This is a genomic window from Telluria sp. ZT3P39, from assembly GCF_059685935.1.
In genome coordinates, this window is record NZ_JCASIH010000005.1 from 167,350 (window position 1) to 185,473 (window position 18,124).

Genomic DNA, 18,124 nt, shown 5'->3' on the forward strand with positions numbered 1-18,124 from the left:
GCGGGCGATACACCGTTAACTCGTCTTACTGCTTGTCGGATGACACCGGTTGTGTAACCACTTGTGACTTCGGTGCCGCCGGTGCTACGGCAGCGTCTTCCGCATCGTCCTGACGCGGCACGTTGCCGTCATACACCTGGCTCTGGCGGCGCTGCATGTAGCCGTCGCGAATGAATTCGTAACGGTCGAGGGCAGCTTCTTCCAGCAGGTTCGAGGCGTCGAGCAAAGTGGCGCGCTTGTCGACGATGTTCACGGCCTTGCCGACATTGCGCCAGTTCGCCGGGTACTTGTACGACCAGATGTCGCCGGCCATGTCCGCCGGCAATGCTGCGGTGTCACGGATCGTAGATGGGCCCAACAGCGGCAACATCAAGTAGGGTCCGCTTGGAACGCCCCAGGTACCGAGGGTCTGGCCGAAATCTTCGTTGTGCTTCGGGATGCCGGCTTCCGACGCGATGTCGAGCAGGCCGACGATGCCGAAGGTGGAATTCATCGCGAAACGGGTCATGTCACCCATGCCGGCCTGGCCCTTGCCCTGCAGCAGGTTGTTCACCGCACTCCAGGCGTCGGACAGGTTGCCGAAGAAGTTGTTCACGCCCGTTTGCACGAAGCTCGGCGTCTTCTTGTAGGCGGTGGCGGTCGGCTTCAGCACGGTGCGGTCGACCGCATCGTTGAAGCTGAAGACGGCGCGGTTGTATTTCTCGAGCGGATCCTGCGGATTCTGCGGTGTTGCGCATCCGGTCAGCATCAGGCCCGCGGCAATTGCCGTGGCCAGGCGCAGTTGGCCGGGGGTGAAGAGTGGAACGTGTTTCATTCAGAACCTTCCTTTCCTTCAGCGGCCTTGCTATAGATAAATTGATTGATCAAGTCTTCCAGCACCGTTGCCGATTGGGTACGGTTGATGCGGTCGCCATCGACCAGGTTATTGGTATCGCCACCCGGTTCGATCCCGATGTACTGCTCGCCCAGCAGGCCGGCAGTCAGGATCTTCAACGAACTGTCTTTAGGGAATTTATATCCTGGCTCCATTTCGAGGCGCACGAGCGCCTGGTAGGTCTTGTCGTCGAAGGTGATGTCACCCACGCGGCCGACTACCACGCCGGCGCTTTTCACCGGCGCCTGCGGCTTGAGGCCGCCGATATTGTCGAACTTGCCGGTCACGGCATAGGTCTTCTTGAATGAAAGCGTGCTCATGTTTCCGACCTTGAGGGCCAGGAACAGGAGGGAGATCAAGCCCAGCAGGACAAACAGGCCAACCCAGACATCGATAGTTTTGCGGTGCATACGAATACCCTAATGGAACTTGCTTACTTTGATTATTTATTGAACATCAAGGCGGTCAGGATGAAGTCCAGGCCCCAGACCATCAGCGACGCGATGACGACGGTGCGCGTGGTAGCGCGCGACACGTCCTCCGGGGTCGGCTTGGTCTGGTAACCCTGGAACAGCGCGGTAAAGGTGACCGCCACGCCGAAGATAAAGCTTTTGATAACACCGTTCAGTACGTCAGCGCGCACATCCACGCCGGCCTGCATCTGCGACCAGAACGCGCCCTCGTCCACGCCGATCAGCTGGACGCCGACCAGGTAGCCGCCGAACACGCCCACCGCCGAGAACACGGTGGCCAGGATCGGCATGGCAATGACGCCGCCCCAGAAGCGCGGTGCCAGCACGCGCTGGACCGGGTTAATCGCCATCATTTCCATGGCAGACAATTGCTCGCCGGCCTTCATGAGGCCGATCTGCGCGGTCAGCGAGGTGCCGGCGCGGCCGGCGAACAGCAGCGCCGTCACGACCGGGCCGAGTTCGCGCACCAGCGCCAGCGCCACGACCTGGCCCAGCGCCTGCTCGGCGCCGTAGGCCTGGAGGGTGTAATAGCCCTGCAGGCCCAGCACCATGCCGACGAACAGGCCGGAGACGATGATGATCACCAGCGAATAATTGCCGATGAAGTGGACCTGCTCGGAAATCAGGGCCGGACGCCGGAAGGCGCCGGGCGAGACGCCCAGCAGGTTGAAGAAGGCACGGGTGGCGAAGCCGACGCTGGCGATGGACTCGCGCACGGTGCGGCCGATGGTTTCCAGGACGCCGGTGATCATTTGCGCACTCCCAGGCCCAGGTCGTCGGCCAGCGACTTGCCGGGATAATGGAAGGGCACGGGGCCGTCCGGTGCGGCATTCACGAATTGCTGGACGTACGGGTCTTCCGAGATGCGCAGGTCGGCCGGCGTGCCTTCGGCGACGATCTTGCCGGCGGACATGAAGTACACGTAGTCGGCGATCGCGAAGCATTCATGCACATCGTGCGAGACCAGGATCGAGGTCGAGCCGAGCGCATCGTTCAGGTTGCGGATCAGGTTGGCGGTGACGCCCATCGAGATCGGATCCAGGCCGGCGAAGGGCTCGTCGTACATGATCAGTTCCGGGTCGAGCGCGATGGCGCGGGCCACGGCGACGCGGCGCGCCATGCCGCCGGAAATCTCGGCCGGCTTGAGGCGGTGCGCATTGCGCAGCCCCACGGCGTTGAGTTTCATGAGCACCAGGTCGCGGATCAGTTCTTCCGGCAGGTTGGTGTGCTCGCGCAGCGGGAAGGCGACGTTGTCGAACACCGACAGGTCGGTAAACAGCGCGCCGAACTGGAACAGCATGCCCATGCGGCGGCGCAGGCGGTACAGGCCGTCGGTGTCGAGCTTGTGCACGACCTCGCCGCCCACGCGCACTTCGCCGCGCTGCGGGCGGATCTGGCCGCCGATCAGGCGCAGGACCGTGGTCTTGCCGCAGCCGGAACCGCCCATGACGGCCACGAGCTTACCGCGTGGGAAGTCCATGCGGAGGTTCGACAGGACGGAACGCTCCCCGTAGGCAAAGTGCAGATCACGGATTTCGACTAGGTTCGACACAGCGTGTTTGGTATTTGAGTAATCCGTTATTGTAGTGCAGAAACCTCAAGCCCCGCTTGAGGCGCCCCATTTCGGGCCGCCGCCTCGACGTGCCCCTACAACAAAAATAACTGATGAGTCAGATATTTTTTCTTGTAAGCCATTGTTTTTGCTGAGATATGCATATCTGACAATTCTGCGATTTGTTGAATTACATCAACAAATGCTGCTGGGCAACCCACTGCCAGTCAGGCGCTTGCACCATCGCAAAGCAGCGCGGATGATGCGCTGCAATAAGTCCTAGCGTACGGATAATGATCAGGAAATGGTCGTGCGCGCACGCACATAGCTGCCATTGGTGGCTGGTCAACACCGGAACGTGTTGGATCACCGCCACAGCGGCGAGAGTTGCAGGTGGCCCCGCGTCTTCTCCACATCCGCGGCGGCCTGCGAGGACGCGCTTGCCTCGAGTTTGAAGAAATCGACGGATTCGGCCAGCCGCTGTGCCTGGCTGCGCAAGGATTCGGCGGACGCGGCCGCTTCCTCGACCAGCGCGGCATTTCGCTGCGTCACCTGGTCCATTTGGCCGATGGCCTCGTTCACCTGTTCGATGCCGGCGCTTTGCTCCGCACTCGCCAGCTTGATGTCGGCCGTGACCGTGGCCACCCGGTTGATGCTGTCGACGATCTCGCCCATTGCCTGGCCGGCACGCTCGACCAGGTGCGCGCCATTGTCGACGGCCTCGACCGATTCACCGATCAGGCTCTTGATCTGCTTTGCCGCCTCGGCCGAACGGTGGGCCAGGCTGCGTACTTCGGTCGCCACGACGGCGAAGCCGCGGCCCTGTTCGCCGGCGCGCGCCGCCTCGACCGCCGCATTCAGGGCCAGGATATTGGTCTGCGGCAAAGCCGACCAGCTGGGTCCTGAGCTTCATCTGGTGTCCTCGTATCGGCCAGGCGGGGTCAGAAACGCTGGGACAGTCCGACCGACCAGGCGCGGTCGGGGGCGTTGCGGGTGGCGCCCCGCTGCACCATCACGTCGATCTGGCACTGGTCGGAAAGCAGGAAAGCGGCGCCGGCGTTGTAGGTCGAGAACGTCGCCCCGTAGCGTGAGCGGGCAATGGCCGGGGCCGCAAATTCGGCGAAGGTACGGAATCGCCCGGTCCAGGCCTTGCCGATCACCATGCCCCAGATGCCCTGGTAGAACCGGCGCCCGTCGTCGGTATTTTCCCAGGCGAGGCCTGGCATGAGGCCCAGCGAAAGACCGGCCGGCAATTCCCATTCCGCCACCATCCGCAGCGATGGCCTGACGCCCCGCCCGCGCAGTTCCCGGGAACCGGAGTCGAGATCGGCATGCGCGAGCAGGGCCAGCGAAGGCAGGACGCCGGACTGGTCGCGCGCATGCCACTTCAGGCCGACGGAAAGATCGGCATAACCGCGCACGCCGGCCTGACCGCCTGCCTGCTGCCGTACATGGCCATCCGTTTCGAGCCGGAGTTCCCAATCTTGTCCGGTGCCGATGCGCAGCAGGGTGGGGGTCGACTTGAGGACATCCTTTCCTCCTCCAGTGCGCGTGCTCTCGACCGCAACCGAGGTTTCCACTTGTACGCGGCCTGGTCCGACGACATTGCTGGATTCCACGAAATCGGGACGGTCGGTCTGGATCGGCTCGCTATCCAGGGACTGTGCGCGGGTATCGGCACCGAAGCACAGCAGCGTACTGGCGCACAGGGCAGCGGCCGGCCGGCGCAGTTTATTCAAAGAAAATAAGGAAGAAGTCGGCATCTGGAAAAGTGAGCAAAATGATGAGCCGATACGGTGCGCGCGCAGGCGCGCCCACCCATTCCACACAGGTGGACTGGCTGATCGGTATCGGGGTGACGGGAGTGAAGTCTGGCGGACAGCGGACAATCGATGCACCCGATGTTAATCATCAAATTGGTCAAATTCAAGTAGTATTGCTACAACGCACTAATTATTTTACGAAAGCATCCAGTTTGGTGTTTTTCAACAACATCCCGCTGTAGGTCAGCCGATGTAACTCCGATAAAAAAAGGCACCCGCGAGGATGCCTTGGTAGCCGTGCGGATGAAACAGTGTTAACGCGGCAGGACCGATGAACCCATCAGGAATTCGTCCACCGCGCGTGCGCACTGCCGCCCTTCCCGAATCGCCCACACCACCAGGGACTGTCCGCGCCGCATGTCGCCGGCTGCGAACACCTTGGGTCTCGAGGTGTGGTACGAGCGTTCGCCCTCGGTGGCGGCGCGCGCATTGCCGCGCGCATCCTTCTGCACCCCGAACGCATCGAGCACGTTCTGCACCGGTGACACGAAGCCCATCGCCAGCAGCACCAGGTCGGCCTTGAGCTCGAATTCGGACTCGGGCACTTCGCTCATCTTCCCGTCCTTCCACTCGACCCGGCAGGCGATCAGGCGTTCCACCTTGCCGCCCTTGCCTTCCAGGCGCTTGGTCGCCACCGCCCAGTCGCGCTGGCAGCCTTCCTCGTGCGAGGACGAGGTGCGCAGGCGCGTCGGCCAGTAGGGCCAGACCAGCGGCTTGTTTTCGTGCTCGGGCGGCTGCGGCAGCAGTTCGAACTGGGTGACCGACGCGGCGCCGTGGCGGTTCGAGGTGCCGACACAGTCCGAACCGGTGTCGCCGCCGCCGATCACGACCACGTGCTTGGCGGTTGCCTTGAGCTGGTCCTTGACCTTGTCGCCGGCATTGACGCGGTTCTGCTGCGGCAGGAAGTCCATCGCGAAGTGCACGCCTTTGAGTTCGCGGCCCGGCACCGGCAGGTCGCGCGGCTGCTCGGCGCCGCCGGCCAGGACCACGGCATCGAATTCCTTTTCCAGGTCTTCCGGGAAGATGGTGTCGCGCGCCATGTTGCTGACCGTGGCGGGGAAATCCTTGCCGATCAGGACACCGGTGCGGAACACCACACCCTCGGCCTGCATCTGCTCGATCCTGCGGTCGATCAGGTCCTTCTCCATCTTGAAGTCCGGGATCCCGTAGCGCAGCAGGCCACCTGGCCGGTCGCTCTTCTCGAACACCGTCACGTCGTGGCCGACACGCGCCAGCTGCTGGGCCGCGGCCAGGCCGGCCGGACCGGAGCCGACCACGGCGACCTTCTTGCCGGTTCGGGTAGCGCAGGGCTGCGGCACGATCCAGCCGTGCTCCCAGCCGGCGTCGGCAATCTTGCGCTCGATCGACTTGATGCCGACCGGCTCGTCGTTGATGCCGAGCGTGCAAGCCGACTCGCAAGGCGCCGGGCAGATGCGGCCCGTGACTTCGGGGAAGTTGTTGGTCGAGTGGAGGTTCTCGACGGCCGCGCGGTAATTGCCGTGGTAGACCAGGTCGTTCCAGTCCGGGATCTGGTTGTTGACCGGGCAGCCCGTGTTACAGAAGGGGATGCCGCAATCCATGCAACGCGCACCCTGCACCTTGGCCTGGCCATCGGTCAGGGTCAGCACGAATTCCTTGTAGTTCTTGACCCGATCGGTCGGCTCGAGGTGACCCTCTTCCTGCCGGTCGAATTCCATGAAGCCGGTAATTTTGCCCACGTTGTTTTCCTTTTTTTGTCTGGATGGCGTGCTGATGCGGCTTACGCCGCCATCTCGATCTTGTCGTTCGCCTCTTCCATGCTCGAGTTGTGCATCTCCTCGAGTGCGCGCTTGTACTCGGTCGGGAAGACCTTGACGAACCTGGTGCGGCTGTTGCCCCAGTCATCCAGCAGGTTGCGCGCGCGGGTCGATCCCGTGTGCTTGAAGTGGCGCTCGATCAGGCGGCGCAGGATGGTTTCGTCCGACTCGCGCTCGCCCTCGCGGGTCTGGCTGTGCCAGCCGGCGCGGTCGCCCTGCTGGCGGGTCGGCAGCACCGGTTCCAGGTTCACCATGGCGGTGTTGCAGCGGCCCTCGAACTCGCCGTTCGGGTCGTAGACAAAGGCCACGCCGCCCGACATGCCCGCTGCGAAGTTGCGGCCGGTCTCGCCCAGCACCACGACGGTCCCGCCGGTCATGTATTCGCAACCGTGGTCGCCGCAGCCCTCGACCACCGCCACGGCGCCCGAGTTACGCACGGCGAAGCGCTCGCCGGCCACGCCGTTGAAGAAGGCTTCCCCGGCAATCGCGCCATACAGCACCGTGTTCCCGACGATGATGTTGTCCACCGCCCAGCCGCGGAACTCGGTGTTCGGCCGCACGATGATGCGCCCGCCCGACAGGCCCTTGCCGACATAGTCGTTGCCCTCGCCGACCAGGTCCATGGTGATGCCGCCGGCCAGGAAGGCCGCGGCCGATTGGCCCGCCGTACCCTGCAGCTGGATGTGGATGGTGTCGTCCGGCAGGCCGGCGTGGCCGTAGCGCTTGGCCACTTCGCCCGACAGCATCGCGCCCACCGTGCGGTTGACGTTCTTCACCGGCGAGATAAAGGAGACGCGCTCGCCTTTTTCCAGCGCAGCCTTGGCCTGGGCGATCAGCTTGTGGTCCAGCGCCTTTTCCAGGCCGTGGTCCTGCTCGTCGGTGTGGAACAGGGCGCGCGGCGAATCGGCCTTTGGTTGGTAGAAGATGTTCGAGAAGTCCAGGCCCTGCGCCTTCCAGTGGCCGACCGCCTTCGACTTATCCAGCAGGTCGGCACGGCCGATCAATTCGTCGTAAGTGCGGATTCCCAGCTGCGCCATGATCTGGCGCGCTTCTTCGGCCACGAAGAAGAAGTAGTTCACCACGTGCTCGGGTTTGCCCTGGAATTTCGCGCGCAGCAGCGGGTCTTGCGTGGCCACGCCCACCGGGCAGGTATTCAGGTGGCATTTCCGCATCATGATGCAGCCTTCGACCACCAGCGGCGCGGTGGCGAAGCCGATTTCGTCGGCGCCCAGCATGGCGGCGACCACGACGTCGCGGCCGGTGCGCATCTGGCCATCGGCCTGCACGCGGATGCGGCTGCGCAGGCCGTTGAGCACCAGTGTCTGCTGGGTCTCGGCCAGGCCCAGCTCCCACGGGGTGCCGGCGTGCTTGACCGAGGACAGCGGCGAGGCGCCGGTGCCGCCGTCGTGGCCCGCCACCACCACGTGGTCGGCCTTGGCCTTGGAGACGCCCGCGGCGACCGTGCCGATGCCCACTTCCGACACCAGTTTCACGGAAATCGAGGCGCTCGGATTGGCGTTCTTCAGGTCGTGGATCAGCTGCGCCAGGTCTTCGATCGAATAGATGTCGTGGTGCGGCGGCGGCGAGATCAGGCCCACGCCCGGCACCGAGAAGCGCAAGCTGGCGATGTATTCGGACACCTTGTGGCCCGGCAGCTGGCCGCCCTCGCCCGGCTTGGCGCCCTGCGCCATCTTGATCTGGATCTGGTCGGCCGAGTTCAGGTATTCGGCGGTGACGCCGAAGCGCCCGGAGGCCACCTGTTTGATCTTCGAGCGCAGCGAGTCGCCGTCTTCGAGCGGGATGTCGGCCGCGACGCGGTCGCTACCCAAAATCGAGGCCAGGGTCTCGCCCTTGCTGATCTTGATGCCCTTGAATTCGTTGATGTAGCGAAGCGGATCTTCGCCGCCTTCGCCGGTATTGCTCTTGCCGCCGATGCGGTTCATGGCGATGGCCAGCGTGGCGTGGGCTTCGGTGCTGATCGAGCCGAGCGACATCGCGCCGGTGGCGAAGCGCTTGACGATCTCTTTCGCAGGCTCGACTTCTTCCAATGGAATCGCCTTGGACGGATCGATCTTGAACTCGAACAGGCCGCGCAGGGTCAGGTGGCGGCGCGTCTGGTCGTTGATCAGCTGCGCGTATTCCTTGTAGGTGCTGAAGCTGTTGGCGCGGGTCGAGTGCTGCAGCTTGGCGATGGCGTCCGGCGTCCACAGGTGGTCTTCGCCGCGCACGCGGAAGGCATATTCGCCGCCGGCGTCCAGCGCATTGGCCAGCACCGGGTCGGCCCCGAACGCCAGTGTGTGCAGGCGCAGCGCTTCTTCCGCCACTTCGAACAGGCCAATGCCTTCGACGGTGGACGAGGTGCCGCGGAAGTATTTGTCGACCAGCGACTTGTTCAGGCCCACGGCTTCGAAGATCTGCGCGCCGCAATACGACATGTAGGTGGAGATGCCCATCTTCGACATCACCTTCAGCAGGCCCTTGCCGATCGCCTTGGTGTAGTTATAAATCGCCTTGTCGACGTCCATCTCGTGCGGCAGGTTATGCGCGAGTTCCGCCAGCGTTTCGAGCGCCAGGTAAGGGTGGACGGCTTCCGCGCCGTAGCCGGCCAGCAGGGCGAAATGGTGGGTTTCGCGTGCCGAACCGGTTTCGACGACCAGGCCAGTGGAGGCGCGCAGGCCGCGCCCGACCAGGTGCTGGTGGATGGTCGAGGTGGCGAGCAGCGCGGGAATCGCGACCTGTTCTTCGGACAGGTTACGGTCCGAGACGATCAGGATGTTGTGGCCCGATTTCACCGCATCGACCGCTTCCGCGCACAGCGAGGCGAGGCAGGCTTCGATGCCTTCCTTGCCCCAGGCGACCGGGTAGCAGATGTCCAGCTCATACGACTTGAACTTGCCGCCGGTGTGCAGGCTGATCGAACGCAGGCGCGCCATGTCGTCGAAACCGAGCACCGGCTGCGCGACTTCCAGGCGCATCGGCGGGTTGACGTTGTTGGTGTCGAGCAGGTTGGGCTTGGGACCGATGAAGGACACCAGCGACATCACCATGCTCTCGCGGATCGGGTCGATCGGCGGATTCGTCACCTGCGCGAACAATTGTTTAAAGTAGTTATACAAAGGTTTGAGCTTGTTCGACATTACCGCCAGCGGCGAGTCGTTGCCCATCGAGCCGGTGGCTTCCTCGCCCAGCACGGCCATCGGCGCCATCAGGAATTTCAGGTCTTCCTGGGTATAGCCGAAGGCTTGCTGGCGGTCCAGCAGCGGGATCGCGGTTTTTTCGCCTTGCGCGTCCTTGGCGCGGTGCTGCAGCAGCTGGCTTTCCGACAGCTTGATTTCATTGAGCTTGATGCGCACCGACTTGATCCAGGCCTTATAGGGCTTGGCGTTCGAATAGGTGTCTTTCAGTTCCTTGTCGTCGATGATGCGGCCCGCTTCCAGGTCGATCAGGAACATCTTGCCCGGCTGGAGGCGCCACTTCTTGACGATGCGCGATTCGGGGATCGGCAGCACGCCGGATTCGGAGGCCATCACCACCAGGTCGTCTTCGGTGATGACATAGCGCGCCGGACGCAGGCCGTTGCGGTCCAGGGTGCCGCCGATGTGGCGCCCGTCCGTGAAGGCCATGGCGGCCGGGCCGTCCCACGGTTCCATCATGGCCGCGTGGTATTCGTAGAAGGCGCGGCGGTTGTCGTCCATCGCCGTGTGGTTCTCCCAGGCTTCCGGGATCATCATCATCATCGCCTGGGCGATCGGATAGCCGGCCATGACCAGCAGCTCGAGCGCATTGTCGAAGCAGGCGGTATCGGACTGGCCTTCGTAAATCAGGGGGAAGAGCTTGCCCAGGTCTTCGCCAAGCACGGCGGATTTCAACATGCCTTCGCGGGCGCGGGTCCAGTTGAAGTTGCCCTTGACCGTGTTGATCTCGCCGTTGTGGGCGATCAGGCGGTAAGGGTGGGCCAGCGGCCATTCCGGGAAGGTGTTGGTCGAGAAGCGCTGGTGCACCAGGCTCAAAGCCGAGATGCAGCGCGGGTCCTGCAGGTCTTTGTAGTAGACGCCCACCTGGTCGGCCAGCAGCAGGCCTTTGTAGACGATGGTGCGGGCCGACATCGAGGGCACGAAGAACTCCTTGCCGTGCAGGAGTTTGAGGGCCTGGATCGCGTGGCCGGACGATTTGCGGATGACATACAGCTTACGTTCCAGCGCATCGGTGACCATGATGTCGGGGCCGCGGCCGATGAAGATCTGGCGGATCACCGGTTCTTTCGCTTTCACGAACGGCGACATCGGCATGGTCTCGTCGACCGGCACGTTGCGCCAGCCGAGGACGACCTGGCCCTCGATGCGCACGGCGCGCTCGATTTCCTGTTCGCAGGCGATGCGCGAGGCGTGCTCTTTCGGCAGGAAGACCATGCCGACGCCGTATTCGCCGACCGGCGGCAGCTCGACGCCCTGCTTGGCCATCTCGTCGCGGAAGTACTGATCGGGAATCTGGATCAGGATACCGGCGCCATCGCCCATCAGCGCATCGGCCCCCACCGCACCGCGGTGGTCCAGGTTCTTCAGGATCAGCAAGGCTTGCTCGATGATCGAGTGGGACTTGTTGCCCTTGATATGGGCGATGAAGCCAACACCGCAGGCATCATGCTCATTGGCGGGATCGTACAAACCTTGGGCAATCATGAGGCAATCTCCACAACATTTTCAGGGGGTTGAAATCGAGAATAGTGCAATGCAGCAGAATCGGCAACCATATTAATTAGGGTCAGAGTCGAATTGTTTGACAACTTTTTGCGGAGAGGTTTAATTGGGGACAGAGTCAATCCATGACGTCTCAAGAGGTGTACGAGCGAGCCCATCGGCATGAAGCCAGCCGACAATAAAAAACGGCACGGAAAGCCGTGCCGTTGATCGATATGCCCGCCTTTATGCCGGCGGATAAGGCGGCAGCGGCTCCCGGAAAGGTCGCCCGCGCTTGGCCGGCAAGATCTGGCGCCGGGTTTTGCGCTCGAGTTCGCTCTTGAAGGCGACGGAACCGAGCGGCTGGTTCTTCAGCACCGAGGTGGTGACGAAATCGACTTCATCCTGCGGAATGCCCTGCATCACCAGCTCGGTATAAGCCGCTTCGCGCTGGAAGGGCGTGTTGCCCATGCCCCAGTACAGCAGGTGATCGGTGACGAGCCCGTCCGTACGCACGCCGGTGTGGTGGGCATAGCTCGACCAGGAGTAGTCCAGCGGCGCCGCCACCAGGTTGGCGCGCACGGGATTGAGCTCGATGTAGCGGCTGCAGGCCAGGAAATAGTGCTCGGTATCGATCAGCGAGGTGCGGAAACGCCCTTCGAACAGGCCGCCGGTGCGCTCGTACTTGTTGTTGAACCAGGGGACGTAGAAGCGGCCGACCTTCTGCATCATCAACGCCAGCCCGACACCGTCGGAAGGCGTGACCAGCAGGTGGATGTGATTCGGCATGAGCACATAGGCATGGATCGCCACCTGGTAGAAGCGTGCCGCTTCCTTCAGCCAGGCGAGAAAGCGCCCGTAATCCGCCTCGTCGCGGAAGATGGGCTGCCGGTCATTGCCGCGCTGGATGACATGGTGCGGCTGGTTCGGGATGATGAGTCGGGGAAGGCGTGCCATGGGAGTGCTCAACGGTCGAGCAGGCAATTCTAGTCGAAAAATTGACTCTGTCCCCAATTAATCGCAAGGTTGGCGGAAAATGGGCTGACTCTGTCCCCAATTAAGCTTGCTGAGCCCCAGGATGGGACCTGCGCCCACCCTGGAGGATCAATTGCTCAATAATTCGACTCTGACCCTCATTAAGAGAGGGTGAAGCCGGCGGAGAGGCTGTAGCCTTCGCCGTAGGCGCTGCGCAGGGGGAGGTCCTGGCCGAGGCCGGAGCGGGCCTTTTTGCGCAGGCGGTAGACCAGCATGTCGACGCGGCGGCTGGCGTCCGGGTCTTCGCCGCCCATGCCGGCCACGATGACGTGGCGCGGGACCGGGCGGGTGTTGATGGTCAGGAGGTGCAGGAAGTTGCACTCCTTCTCGGTCAGGTCGATCACCTTGCCGGCCAGCTCCAGCTGGCGTGCGCTCACGCGCAGCATCCACTTGCTTGGCGCCGGCGCCGGGTCGGCCGGGCGCACGCGGCGGTCGAGTGCTTCGATGTGGGCGGCCAGCTCGGGGAACTTGATCGGCTTGGTCAGGTAATGGTCGGCGCCCAGGCGCAGGCCGAGGATGCGGTGGTCGAATGCGACGCGTCCCGTCAGCACCAGCAGCCCGATCTCCGGATAGAGCTGGCGCATGCGCGGAATGACATTGAAACCATCTTCGTCAGGCAGGCCCAGGTCCAGCACCACCACTGCTGCCGGGGTACGGGTCAGGGCAGCCCACATTTCGCTCGCGGTCTTGGCGATCGTGACGTCGTGATCGAGCTCCCTCAGGAACTCGGCCATGTCGTCTGCGTATTCGCCATTGTCTTCAACAATCAGTATCTGCGTCATGGATGGGCCAGTTATTCGTCCGTCCGATTATCACTGCTGGGACTGGATGAGGCAAGTCGTTGTTGCCCGCCGCTCTCCAGTGCCGGCAGCCATAACCGGAATTCAGCACCGCCCTCGTGCGCACCCAGGCGCAGCATGCCGCCGTGGACGTCGACGATCGAGCGTGCCATGTAAAGTCCAAGCCCGCTGCCCGGCAGGCCTTCTGCGTTGCGGCCGCGGTAGCCCTTGTCGAAGATGCGCGCCGCTTCGTCCGCGGGCACGCCTTTGCCTTCGTCGCGCACCGTGAACTCGACGCCGCCGCCGCTGCGGCGCGCGCCCAGCGCCACCTTGGTGCCGGGCGGGGAAAACAGCAGTGCGTTGTCCACCAGGACCTTCAATGCCAGCCGCAGGCCTTCGGGTTCGCCGCGCAGCGCCAGCGGCAGCTCGCTCGCATCCAGCGCAGCTTCGCGCCCGGCGTCGCGCACCTGTTTCGCGCCTGCTTCGAGCAGGTCGGCCGGCGCGATGGTATTCGGCTGCCGCACCTTGCCGATGGCCGCCATGCGGTCCGGTGACAGGTATTCGTCGAGCATGGCGATCAGGCGGTCGGCCGCCACCGCGATCTTGCGGTAGCGCTGGCGGGTCGGCTCGTCGGCGCCATGCGAAGTCGCTTCCAGGCGCTGGATCGCGCCGTCGATGGTGGCCAGCGGCGTGCGGAATTCGTGGTTCAGCATGCTCGCGAAACGGCGCTGGTCGGCGAAATGGGCGCGCTGCTGCGTCAGGTCGCGCAACTGCCCCACCAGCGCGCTGCCGCCGTCTTCATTGCGCATCACGGTCGCGATGACCTGCAGGCCGACCGGATGGCCATCGGCATTGCATACCTCGACGTCGTGCACGCTGCGTACTCCGGGCGCATGGCCGCCCGATGCGAGATAGGCGCCGAGGGCGGCGAGGTCGGCATGCGGGCCGCTGCCCGCGAGCGCTGCCTGCAGTGCGCCGGCGGGATAGCCGAGCAGTTCGGAGAACGCAGGGCTCACATAGCGCAGGGTGTGCGAAGGCAGATCGATGCTGAAGGCGATGTCGCCGGCCAGTTCGGCGATGGTGCGAAACTGCTCGCTGGGGACGGGCATGCTGGCCGCGGATTGTTCCGGGCTATCCGGCGCAGGCTTGGTAACAGGAGTGGCAACATCGGTGCTACAGATCATCGGGCACTTTCTGTTAGCGGTGGAACAAGAAGGTTGTCAGACAGTATATCCGTCCTTTTGCTTACTTGTATAGAAGGGCCAAGAGGACATGCAGGTCGCATAAACGAAAAATGCGCCACTGCGCGCGCGGTTGTTAGATAATTCGCCTCTATGAACGATACCGCTACCCTCCCCCCGCTCCCAGACCGGCTCTCGATCGACCCGAGCAGCCCTTTCCATAACCGCGACGTCTTCCAGCACGACATCGGCATCCGCTTCAACGACAAGGATCGCACCGATGTGGAAGAGTATTGTCTCAGCGAAGGCTGGATCAAGGTCGCCGCCGGCAAGACGCTCGACCGCAAGGGCAAGCCGATGCTGATCAAACTGAAAGGCAAGGTCGAAGCGTTTTATAAGTAAGGCTGCAAGGCTTGAATGAAGAAGGGCTGCCGGTGTATACGGGCAGCCCTTTTTTGATGTCGCGATTGTAGGGTGGGCGGCTTTGCCGCCCGCGCGTTCAACCGGTATCCGAACGAACGTATATCTGTTCGTATTGGATTTGAACGCGCGGGCGGGGGACCCGCCCACCCTACGAACCACGATACGCGAACGTATCCTTACTCCTCCAGCGGCGCGAAAATCGCCTGCAGGTCTTCCTGCGTCAGCGCCATCTTCTGCGATTCGCCTTCGGCCAGGATCGAATTGGCCAGTTCCGACTTCTTCTGCTGCAGCAGCTGGATCTTTTCTTCCAGCGTGCCCTTGGCGATCAGCTTGTAGACGAACACCGGTTTATCCTGCCCGATGCGCCAGGCGCGGTCGGTGGCCTGGTTTTCGGCCGCCGGGTTCCACCACGGGTCGTAGTGGATCACGGTGTCGGCCGCGGTGAGATTCAGGCCCACGCCGCCGGCCTTCAGGCTGATCAGGAAGATCGGCACCGCGCCCTGCTGGAAGGCGGCCACCTGGGCCGAACGGTCGCGGGTTTCGCCGGTGAGCAGCGCGTAGCGGATGCCGCGCAGCTGCAGCTCTTCTTCGATCAGGGCCAGCATGCTGGTGAACTGCGAGAACACGAGGATCTTGCGGCCTTCGCCGAGCAGGTCTTCGACCATCTGCATCAGGTCGGTCAGCTTGGCGGAAATGGCGGCCGTGTTCTTCTTGGCCGGCATGGCCTTCACCAGGCGCGGGTCGCAGCAGACCTGGCGCAGCTTGAGCAGCGCTTCCAGAATGACGATCTGGCTGCGCGCCACGCCCTTGCGGTCGATCTCTTCGCGCACCTTCTTGTCCATCGCCAGGCGCACGGTTTCGTACAGGTCGCGCTGCGGGCCGGAGAGCTCGATGCGGCGCACCATCTCGGTCTTCTGCGGCAGTTCCTTGGCCACGTTGTCTTTCGTGCGGCGCAGCAGGAAAGGCTTGATGCGGCGGTTCAGCAGCATGCGGCGCACCGGGTCGTCCTGGCGTTCGATCGGGTGGCGGAACTGGCTGTTGAAGGTCTTCTCGTCGCCCAGCAGGCCAGGCAGCAGGAAGTGGAACTGCGACCACAGCTCGCCCAGGTGGTTCTCGAGCGGGGTGCCGGACAGGCAGAGGCGGTGCTGGGCGTCGAGCGAGCCGGCCGTCTGCGCCGCCTTGGAGCGGGTGTTCTTGATGTAGTGCGATTCGTCGAGGATCACCAGGTGATAGTGGTGCTCGCGCAGTTTTTCTTCGTCGCGCGGCAGCAGCGCATAGGTGGTCAGCACGATGTCGGCGCCGTCGATCTGGTCGAACAGGTCCATGCGCTCCTTGCCCTGCAGGAGCAGCACCTTCAGGCTCGGCGCAAAGCGCGCGGCTTCGTCGAACCAGTTGGCCATCAGGCTGGTCGGCGCGATCACGAGGGCCGGGCTGGTGAGGCGGCCCGCTTCTTTCTCGATGAGGATGTGGGCCAGCGTCTGCACCGTTTTACCCAGGCCCATGTCATCGGCCAGGATGCCGCCGAGGTCGTACTCGCGCAGGAACTGCATCCACGACAGGCCATCGAGCTGGTAGTCGCGCAGGGTAGCCTGCAGGCCTTTTGGCGGCTCGACTTTTTTCACGGCGCCGAACTGGCTCAGTTTGCGGCCGGTCTCGCGCAGGCGTTCGCCCCCGCTCCAGCGCAGCTCGAGCCCGCGCGCCAGTTCTTCGAGGCGCGCCGCGTCGAGCGTGGACAGGCGGATGCGGCCCTTGATCTTGTCATTGAAATACAGCTCGCCCAGCGTGGCCAGGATGGGTTTGAGGCGGCCCCACGGCAGCGCCACGCGCACGCCGTCGGGCAGGGTAGCCAGCATCTGGTCGGCTTCGGCGTGCGCGGCCAGCACGGCCGGGTCGAAGTCGGCCGGGGCGCTGCGGATCAGCTGCACCAGCACCGGCAGCAGCGCCACGCGCTGGCGCGCCACGATGATGCCCAGCTCCAGCTCGAACCAGGCATTGCCCGCTTCGACCGGTTCGTCGATGTGGGCATACCATTCTTCGACCGGCACCACGTCGTAGCGGTATTTGGCGGACTTTTGCACATGCCAGCCGGCGTCGCTCAATGCATCGAGGTCGGCTTCGGCAAAGCGCAGCCAGTGCGCCTGGCTGTCGAGCGCCAGCGCGCCGGCCATGGCGTTGAACGGGGCGATCAGGGGCTTGCGGAAACCCAGCTCATTGAGCTGGTTGAGCGCCGCGGCTTCGGCCTTCGGGTCGCGTTCGATGATCTCGGTGACGTCGCCGATCTGGCGCACCACGCGCTGGGCCGGATCGAAGGACACGCGCTGGCCGTCGTAGTCGTAGGCCAGCACCGCGAAATCCTGCCAGCGCGCGGCGCCCGCGTCGGCCATCTGGACCGAATCGAGCAGCAGGTGCGGGATTGGTTTGACGTCGTTGCGCAGGCGCTGGGTCAGCGGCTGCGGCAGCGGCATCAGGCCTTGCAGGCCGTGCGCCAGCAGCAGTTGCGACACGCGCTTCTTGTCGGTGCCGGTAAGCGTTGGGGCCTGCGCCACCAGGGCCTGCAGTTCGGCCAGCGAGATGTCGATGCCGCCGCGATTGAGTTCGAGCGGCCCGATCGACAGGTTGTCGATATACCACGGCGGGTCGGTCGGCAGCATGTAGTCGATCTGGTCGGCCGCGCTGTGGGTCGCGCCCTTGGCCGGTTCGACCGACCATCCGAGCCTGGCCACGCGGCCCTCGTCGCGCCAGGCCAGGCTGGCCAGGCGCTGCGGGCCGGCCTGCAGCGGATAGACCAGGCCACCGGCCATGTCGGACCACGAGTTCGCCCACAGCAGCTTGCCCTGCTCGAGCAGCATCTGCAGCAGGATCGCGCCGACTTTACCTTTCGGTTCGGTGGCGCTGGTGCCCTGGGCCGAGCCGCTGCGCATGGCGATGAAGAAGCGCACCAGGTCGACGTCTTCGCCTTCGAGATAGCCTGGTGGCGCCGACAGCAGCGAAAACACTTCGCTCACCGGGCTGGCGGCGGCGACGTCGCCGTTCGGACGCAGGCGCGCCTTGCACAGGCAGATCGCGACATGGCGGCCGCCGCTGGTGGGCGCCATCACGTAGACGAATTTGTACTGCACCGCTTTCGGATCGACGATCTCGTCGGTGAGTTTCGGCTGCGGATGCGCCGCCGCTTCGACCCGTTGCAGCCAGCTCACCACCGGCGCGGGCAGGGCGGGAGCGCGTGCGGGAGCGCGGGCGACTGGTGCTGCGTCGGCGGCGTTCTCGCGGTGATCATCGACTGTGTGCATTGGGTCTCGTGTGTTCGTATAAAAAACGACAATAAATACCATTATCCTTCATACGGGCACTTCCGTTTTGTTCGGAATCGCACGTAGCGGACAAAAACTCGTTCGCGCTACTGGGCGCAGATTTTTCGCATGCGCAGGCGTTGCGCGCAGCCGACTGTTCTCGCATGATCGGATGCGGCTGTCAAGACTGGCGTATCCGCCGGGTTTGCGTATGATTGTTCG

Annotated in this window: 13 protein-coding genes and 1 pseudogene; 2 read left to right on the forward strand and 12 right to left on the reverse strand. The window is 63.8% G+C overall.

Annotated features, from left to right (window positions below):
- Nucleotides 1-25 precede the first annotated feature (25 nt).
- The 6 genes and pseudogenes from AC56LR_RS07755 to AC56LR_RS07780 form a co-directional block, all read right to left on the reverse strand.
- Nucleotides 26-814: an MlaA family lipoprotein gene (locus tag AC56LR_RS07755; RefSeq protein WP_497129249.1), complete on the reverse strand. Its 789-nt coding sequence runs from the start codon at nucleotides 812-814 to the stop codon at nucleotides 26-28.
- Nucleotides 811-1,284 carry an outer membrane lipid asymmetry maintenance protein MlaD gene (mlaD, locus tag AC56LR_RS07760; RefSeq protein WP_497129250.1) on the reverse strand — a complete coding sequence of 158 codons (474 nt, stop codon included), beginning with the start codon at nucleotides 1,282-1,284 and terminating at the stop codon, nucleotides 811-813. The genes AC56LR_RS07755 and mlaD overlap by 4 nt, the downstream gene beginning before the upstream one ends.
- Before the next feature lie 32 nt (nucleotides 1,285-1,316).
- Nucleotides 1,317-2,099, reverse strand: a complete 783-nt coding sequence (gene mlaE / locus AC56LR_RS07765; protein ID WP_497129252.1) for a lipid asymmetry maintenance ABC transporter permease subunit MlaE — start codon at nucleotides 2,097-2,099, stop codon at nucleotides 1,317-1,319.
- Entirely contained in the window at nucleotides 2,096-2,899 is an 804-nt protein-coding gene (locus AC56LR_RS07770) for an ABC transporter ATP-binding protein (protein WP_497129254.1), read from the reverse strand. The genes mlaE and AC56LR_RS07770 overlap by 4 nt, the downstream gene beginning before the upstream one ends.
- Nucleotides 2,900-3,316: 417 nt before the next feature.
- Nucleotides 3,317-3,778: pseudogene (locus AC56LR_RS07775) on the reverse strand (methyl-accepting chemotaxis protein); the annotation flags it as partial.
- A 62-nt stretch (nucleotides 3,779-3,840) separates the two neighbouring features.
- A complete protein-coding gene (locus tag AC56LR_RS07780) occupies nucleotides 3,841-4,662 on the reverse strand; it encodes a transporter (protein ID WP_497129256.1) in 822 nt (273 codons plus the stop codon).
- 17 nt (nucleotides 4,663-4,679) lie between these two features.
- On the opposite strand from AC56LR_RS07780, the gene AC56LR_RS07785 reads away from it, so the two are divergent.
- Nucleotides 4,680-4,904 carry a hypothetical protein gene (locus AC56LR_RS07785; protein WP_497129258.1) on the forward strand — a complete coding sequence of 75 codons (225 nt, stop codon included), beginning with the start codon at nucleotides 4,680-4,682 and terminating at the stop codon, nucleotides 4,902-4,904.
- Between the two features lie 72 nt (nucleotides 4,905-4,976).
- Here the strand turns inward: AC56LR_RS07785 and AC56LR_RS07790 are convergent, their stop codons facing one another.
- The 5 genes from AC56LR_RS07790 to AC56LR_RS07810 form a co-directional block, all read right to left on the reverse strand.
- Nucleotides 4,977-6,440 (reverse strand): glutamate synthase subunit beta, encoded by a 1,464-nt coding sequence (locus AC56LR_RS07790; protein WP_497129260.1) that lies wholly within the window; start codon nucleotides 6,438-6,440, stop codon nucleotides 4,977-4,979.
- A gap of 41 nt (nucleotides 6,441-6,481) precedes the next feature.
- Nucleotides 6,482-11,197, reverse strand: coding sequence for a glutamate synthase-related protein (locus AC56LR_RS07795; protein ID WP_497129262.1), 4,716 nt, complete (start codon nucleotides 11,195-11,197; stop codon nucleotides 6,482-6,484).
- Nucleotides 11,198-11,440: 243 nt separating this feature from the next.
- On the reverse strand, nucleotides 11,441-12,151 hold the full coding sequence (locus AC56LR_RS07800; protein WP_497129264.1) for a transposase: 711 nt from the start codon (nucleotides 12,149-12,151) through the stop codon (nucleotides 11,441-11,443).
- A gap of 179 nt (nucleotides 12,152-12,330) precedes the next feature.
- The gene (locus AC56LR_RS07805) at nucleotides 12,331-13,011 is read right to left on the reverse strand and encodes a response regulator transcription factor (RefSeq protein ID WP_489874849.1); all 681 of its coding nucleotides are present in this window, start codon (nucleotides 13,009-13,011) and stop codon (nucleotides 12,331-12,333) included.
- An 11-nt stretch (nucleotides 13,012-13,022) separates the two neighbouring features.
- Nucleotides 13,023-14,117, reverse strand: coding sequence for a PAS domain-containing sensor histidine kinase (locus tag AC56LR_RS07810; protein WP_497129266.1), 1,095 nt, complete (start codon nucleotides 14,115-14,117; stop codon nucleotides 13,023-13,025).
- A 225-nt stretch (nucleotides 14,118-14,342) separates the two neighbouring features.
- Between AC56LR_RS07810 and AC56LR_RS07815 the strand changes: the two genes are divergently transcribed.
- Nucleotides 14,343-14,591, forward strand: a complete 249-nt coding sequence (locus tag AC56LR_RS07815; protein ID WP_171087024.1) for a DUF3297 family protein — start codon at nucleotides 14,343-14,345, stop codon at nucleotides 14,589-14,591.
- 197 nt (nucleotides 14,592-14,788) lie between these two features.
- On the opposite strand, the gene AC56LR_RS07820 is transcribed toward AC56LR_RS07815, so the two are convergent.
- Nucleotides 14,789-17,902 (reverse strand): DEAD/DEAH box helicase, encoded by a 3,114-nt coding sequence (locus AC56LR_RS07820; protein ID WP_497129268.1) that lies wholly within the window; start codon nucleotides 17,900-17,902, stop codon nucleotides 14,789-14,791.
- Between the last annotated feature and the right edge of the window lie 222 nt (nucleotides 17,903-18,124).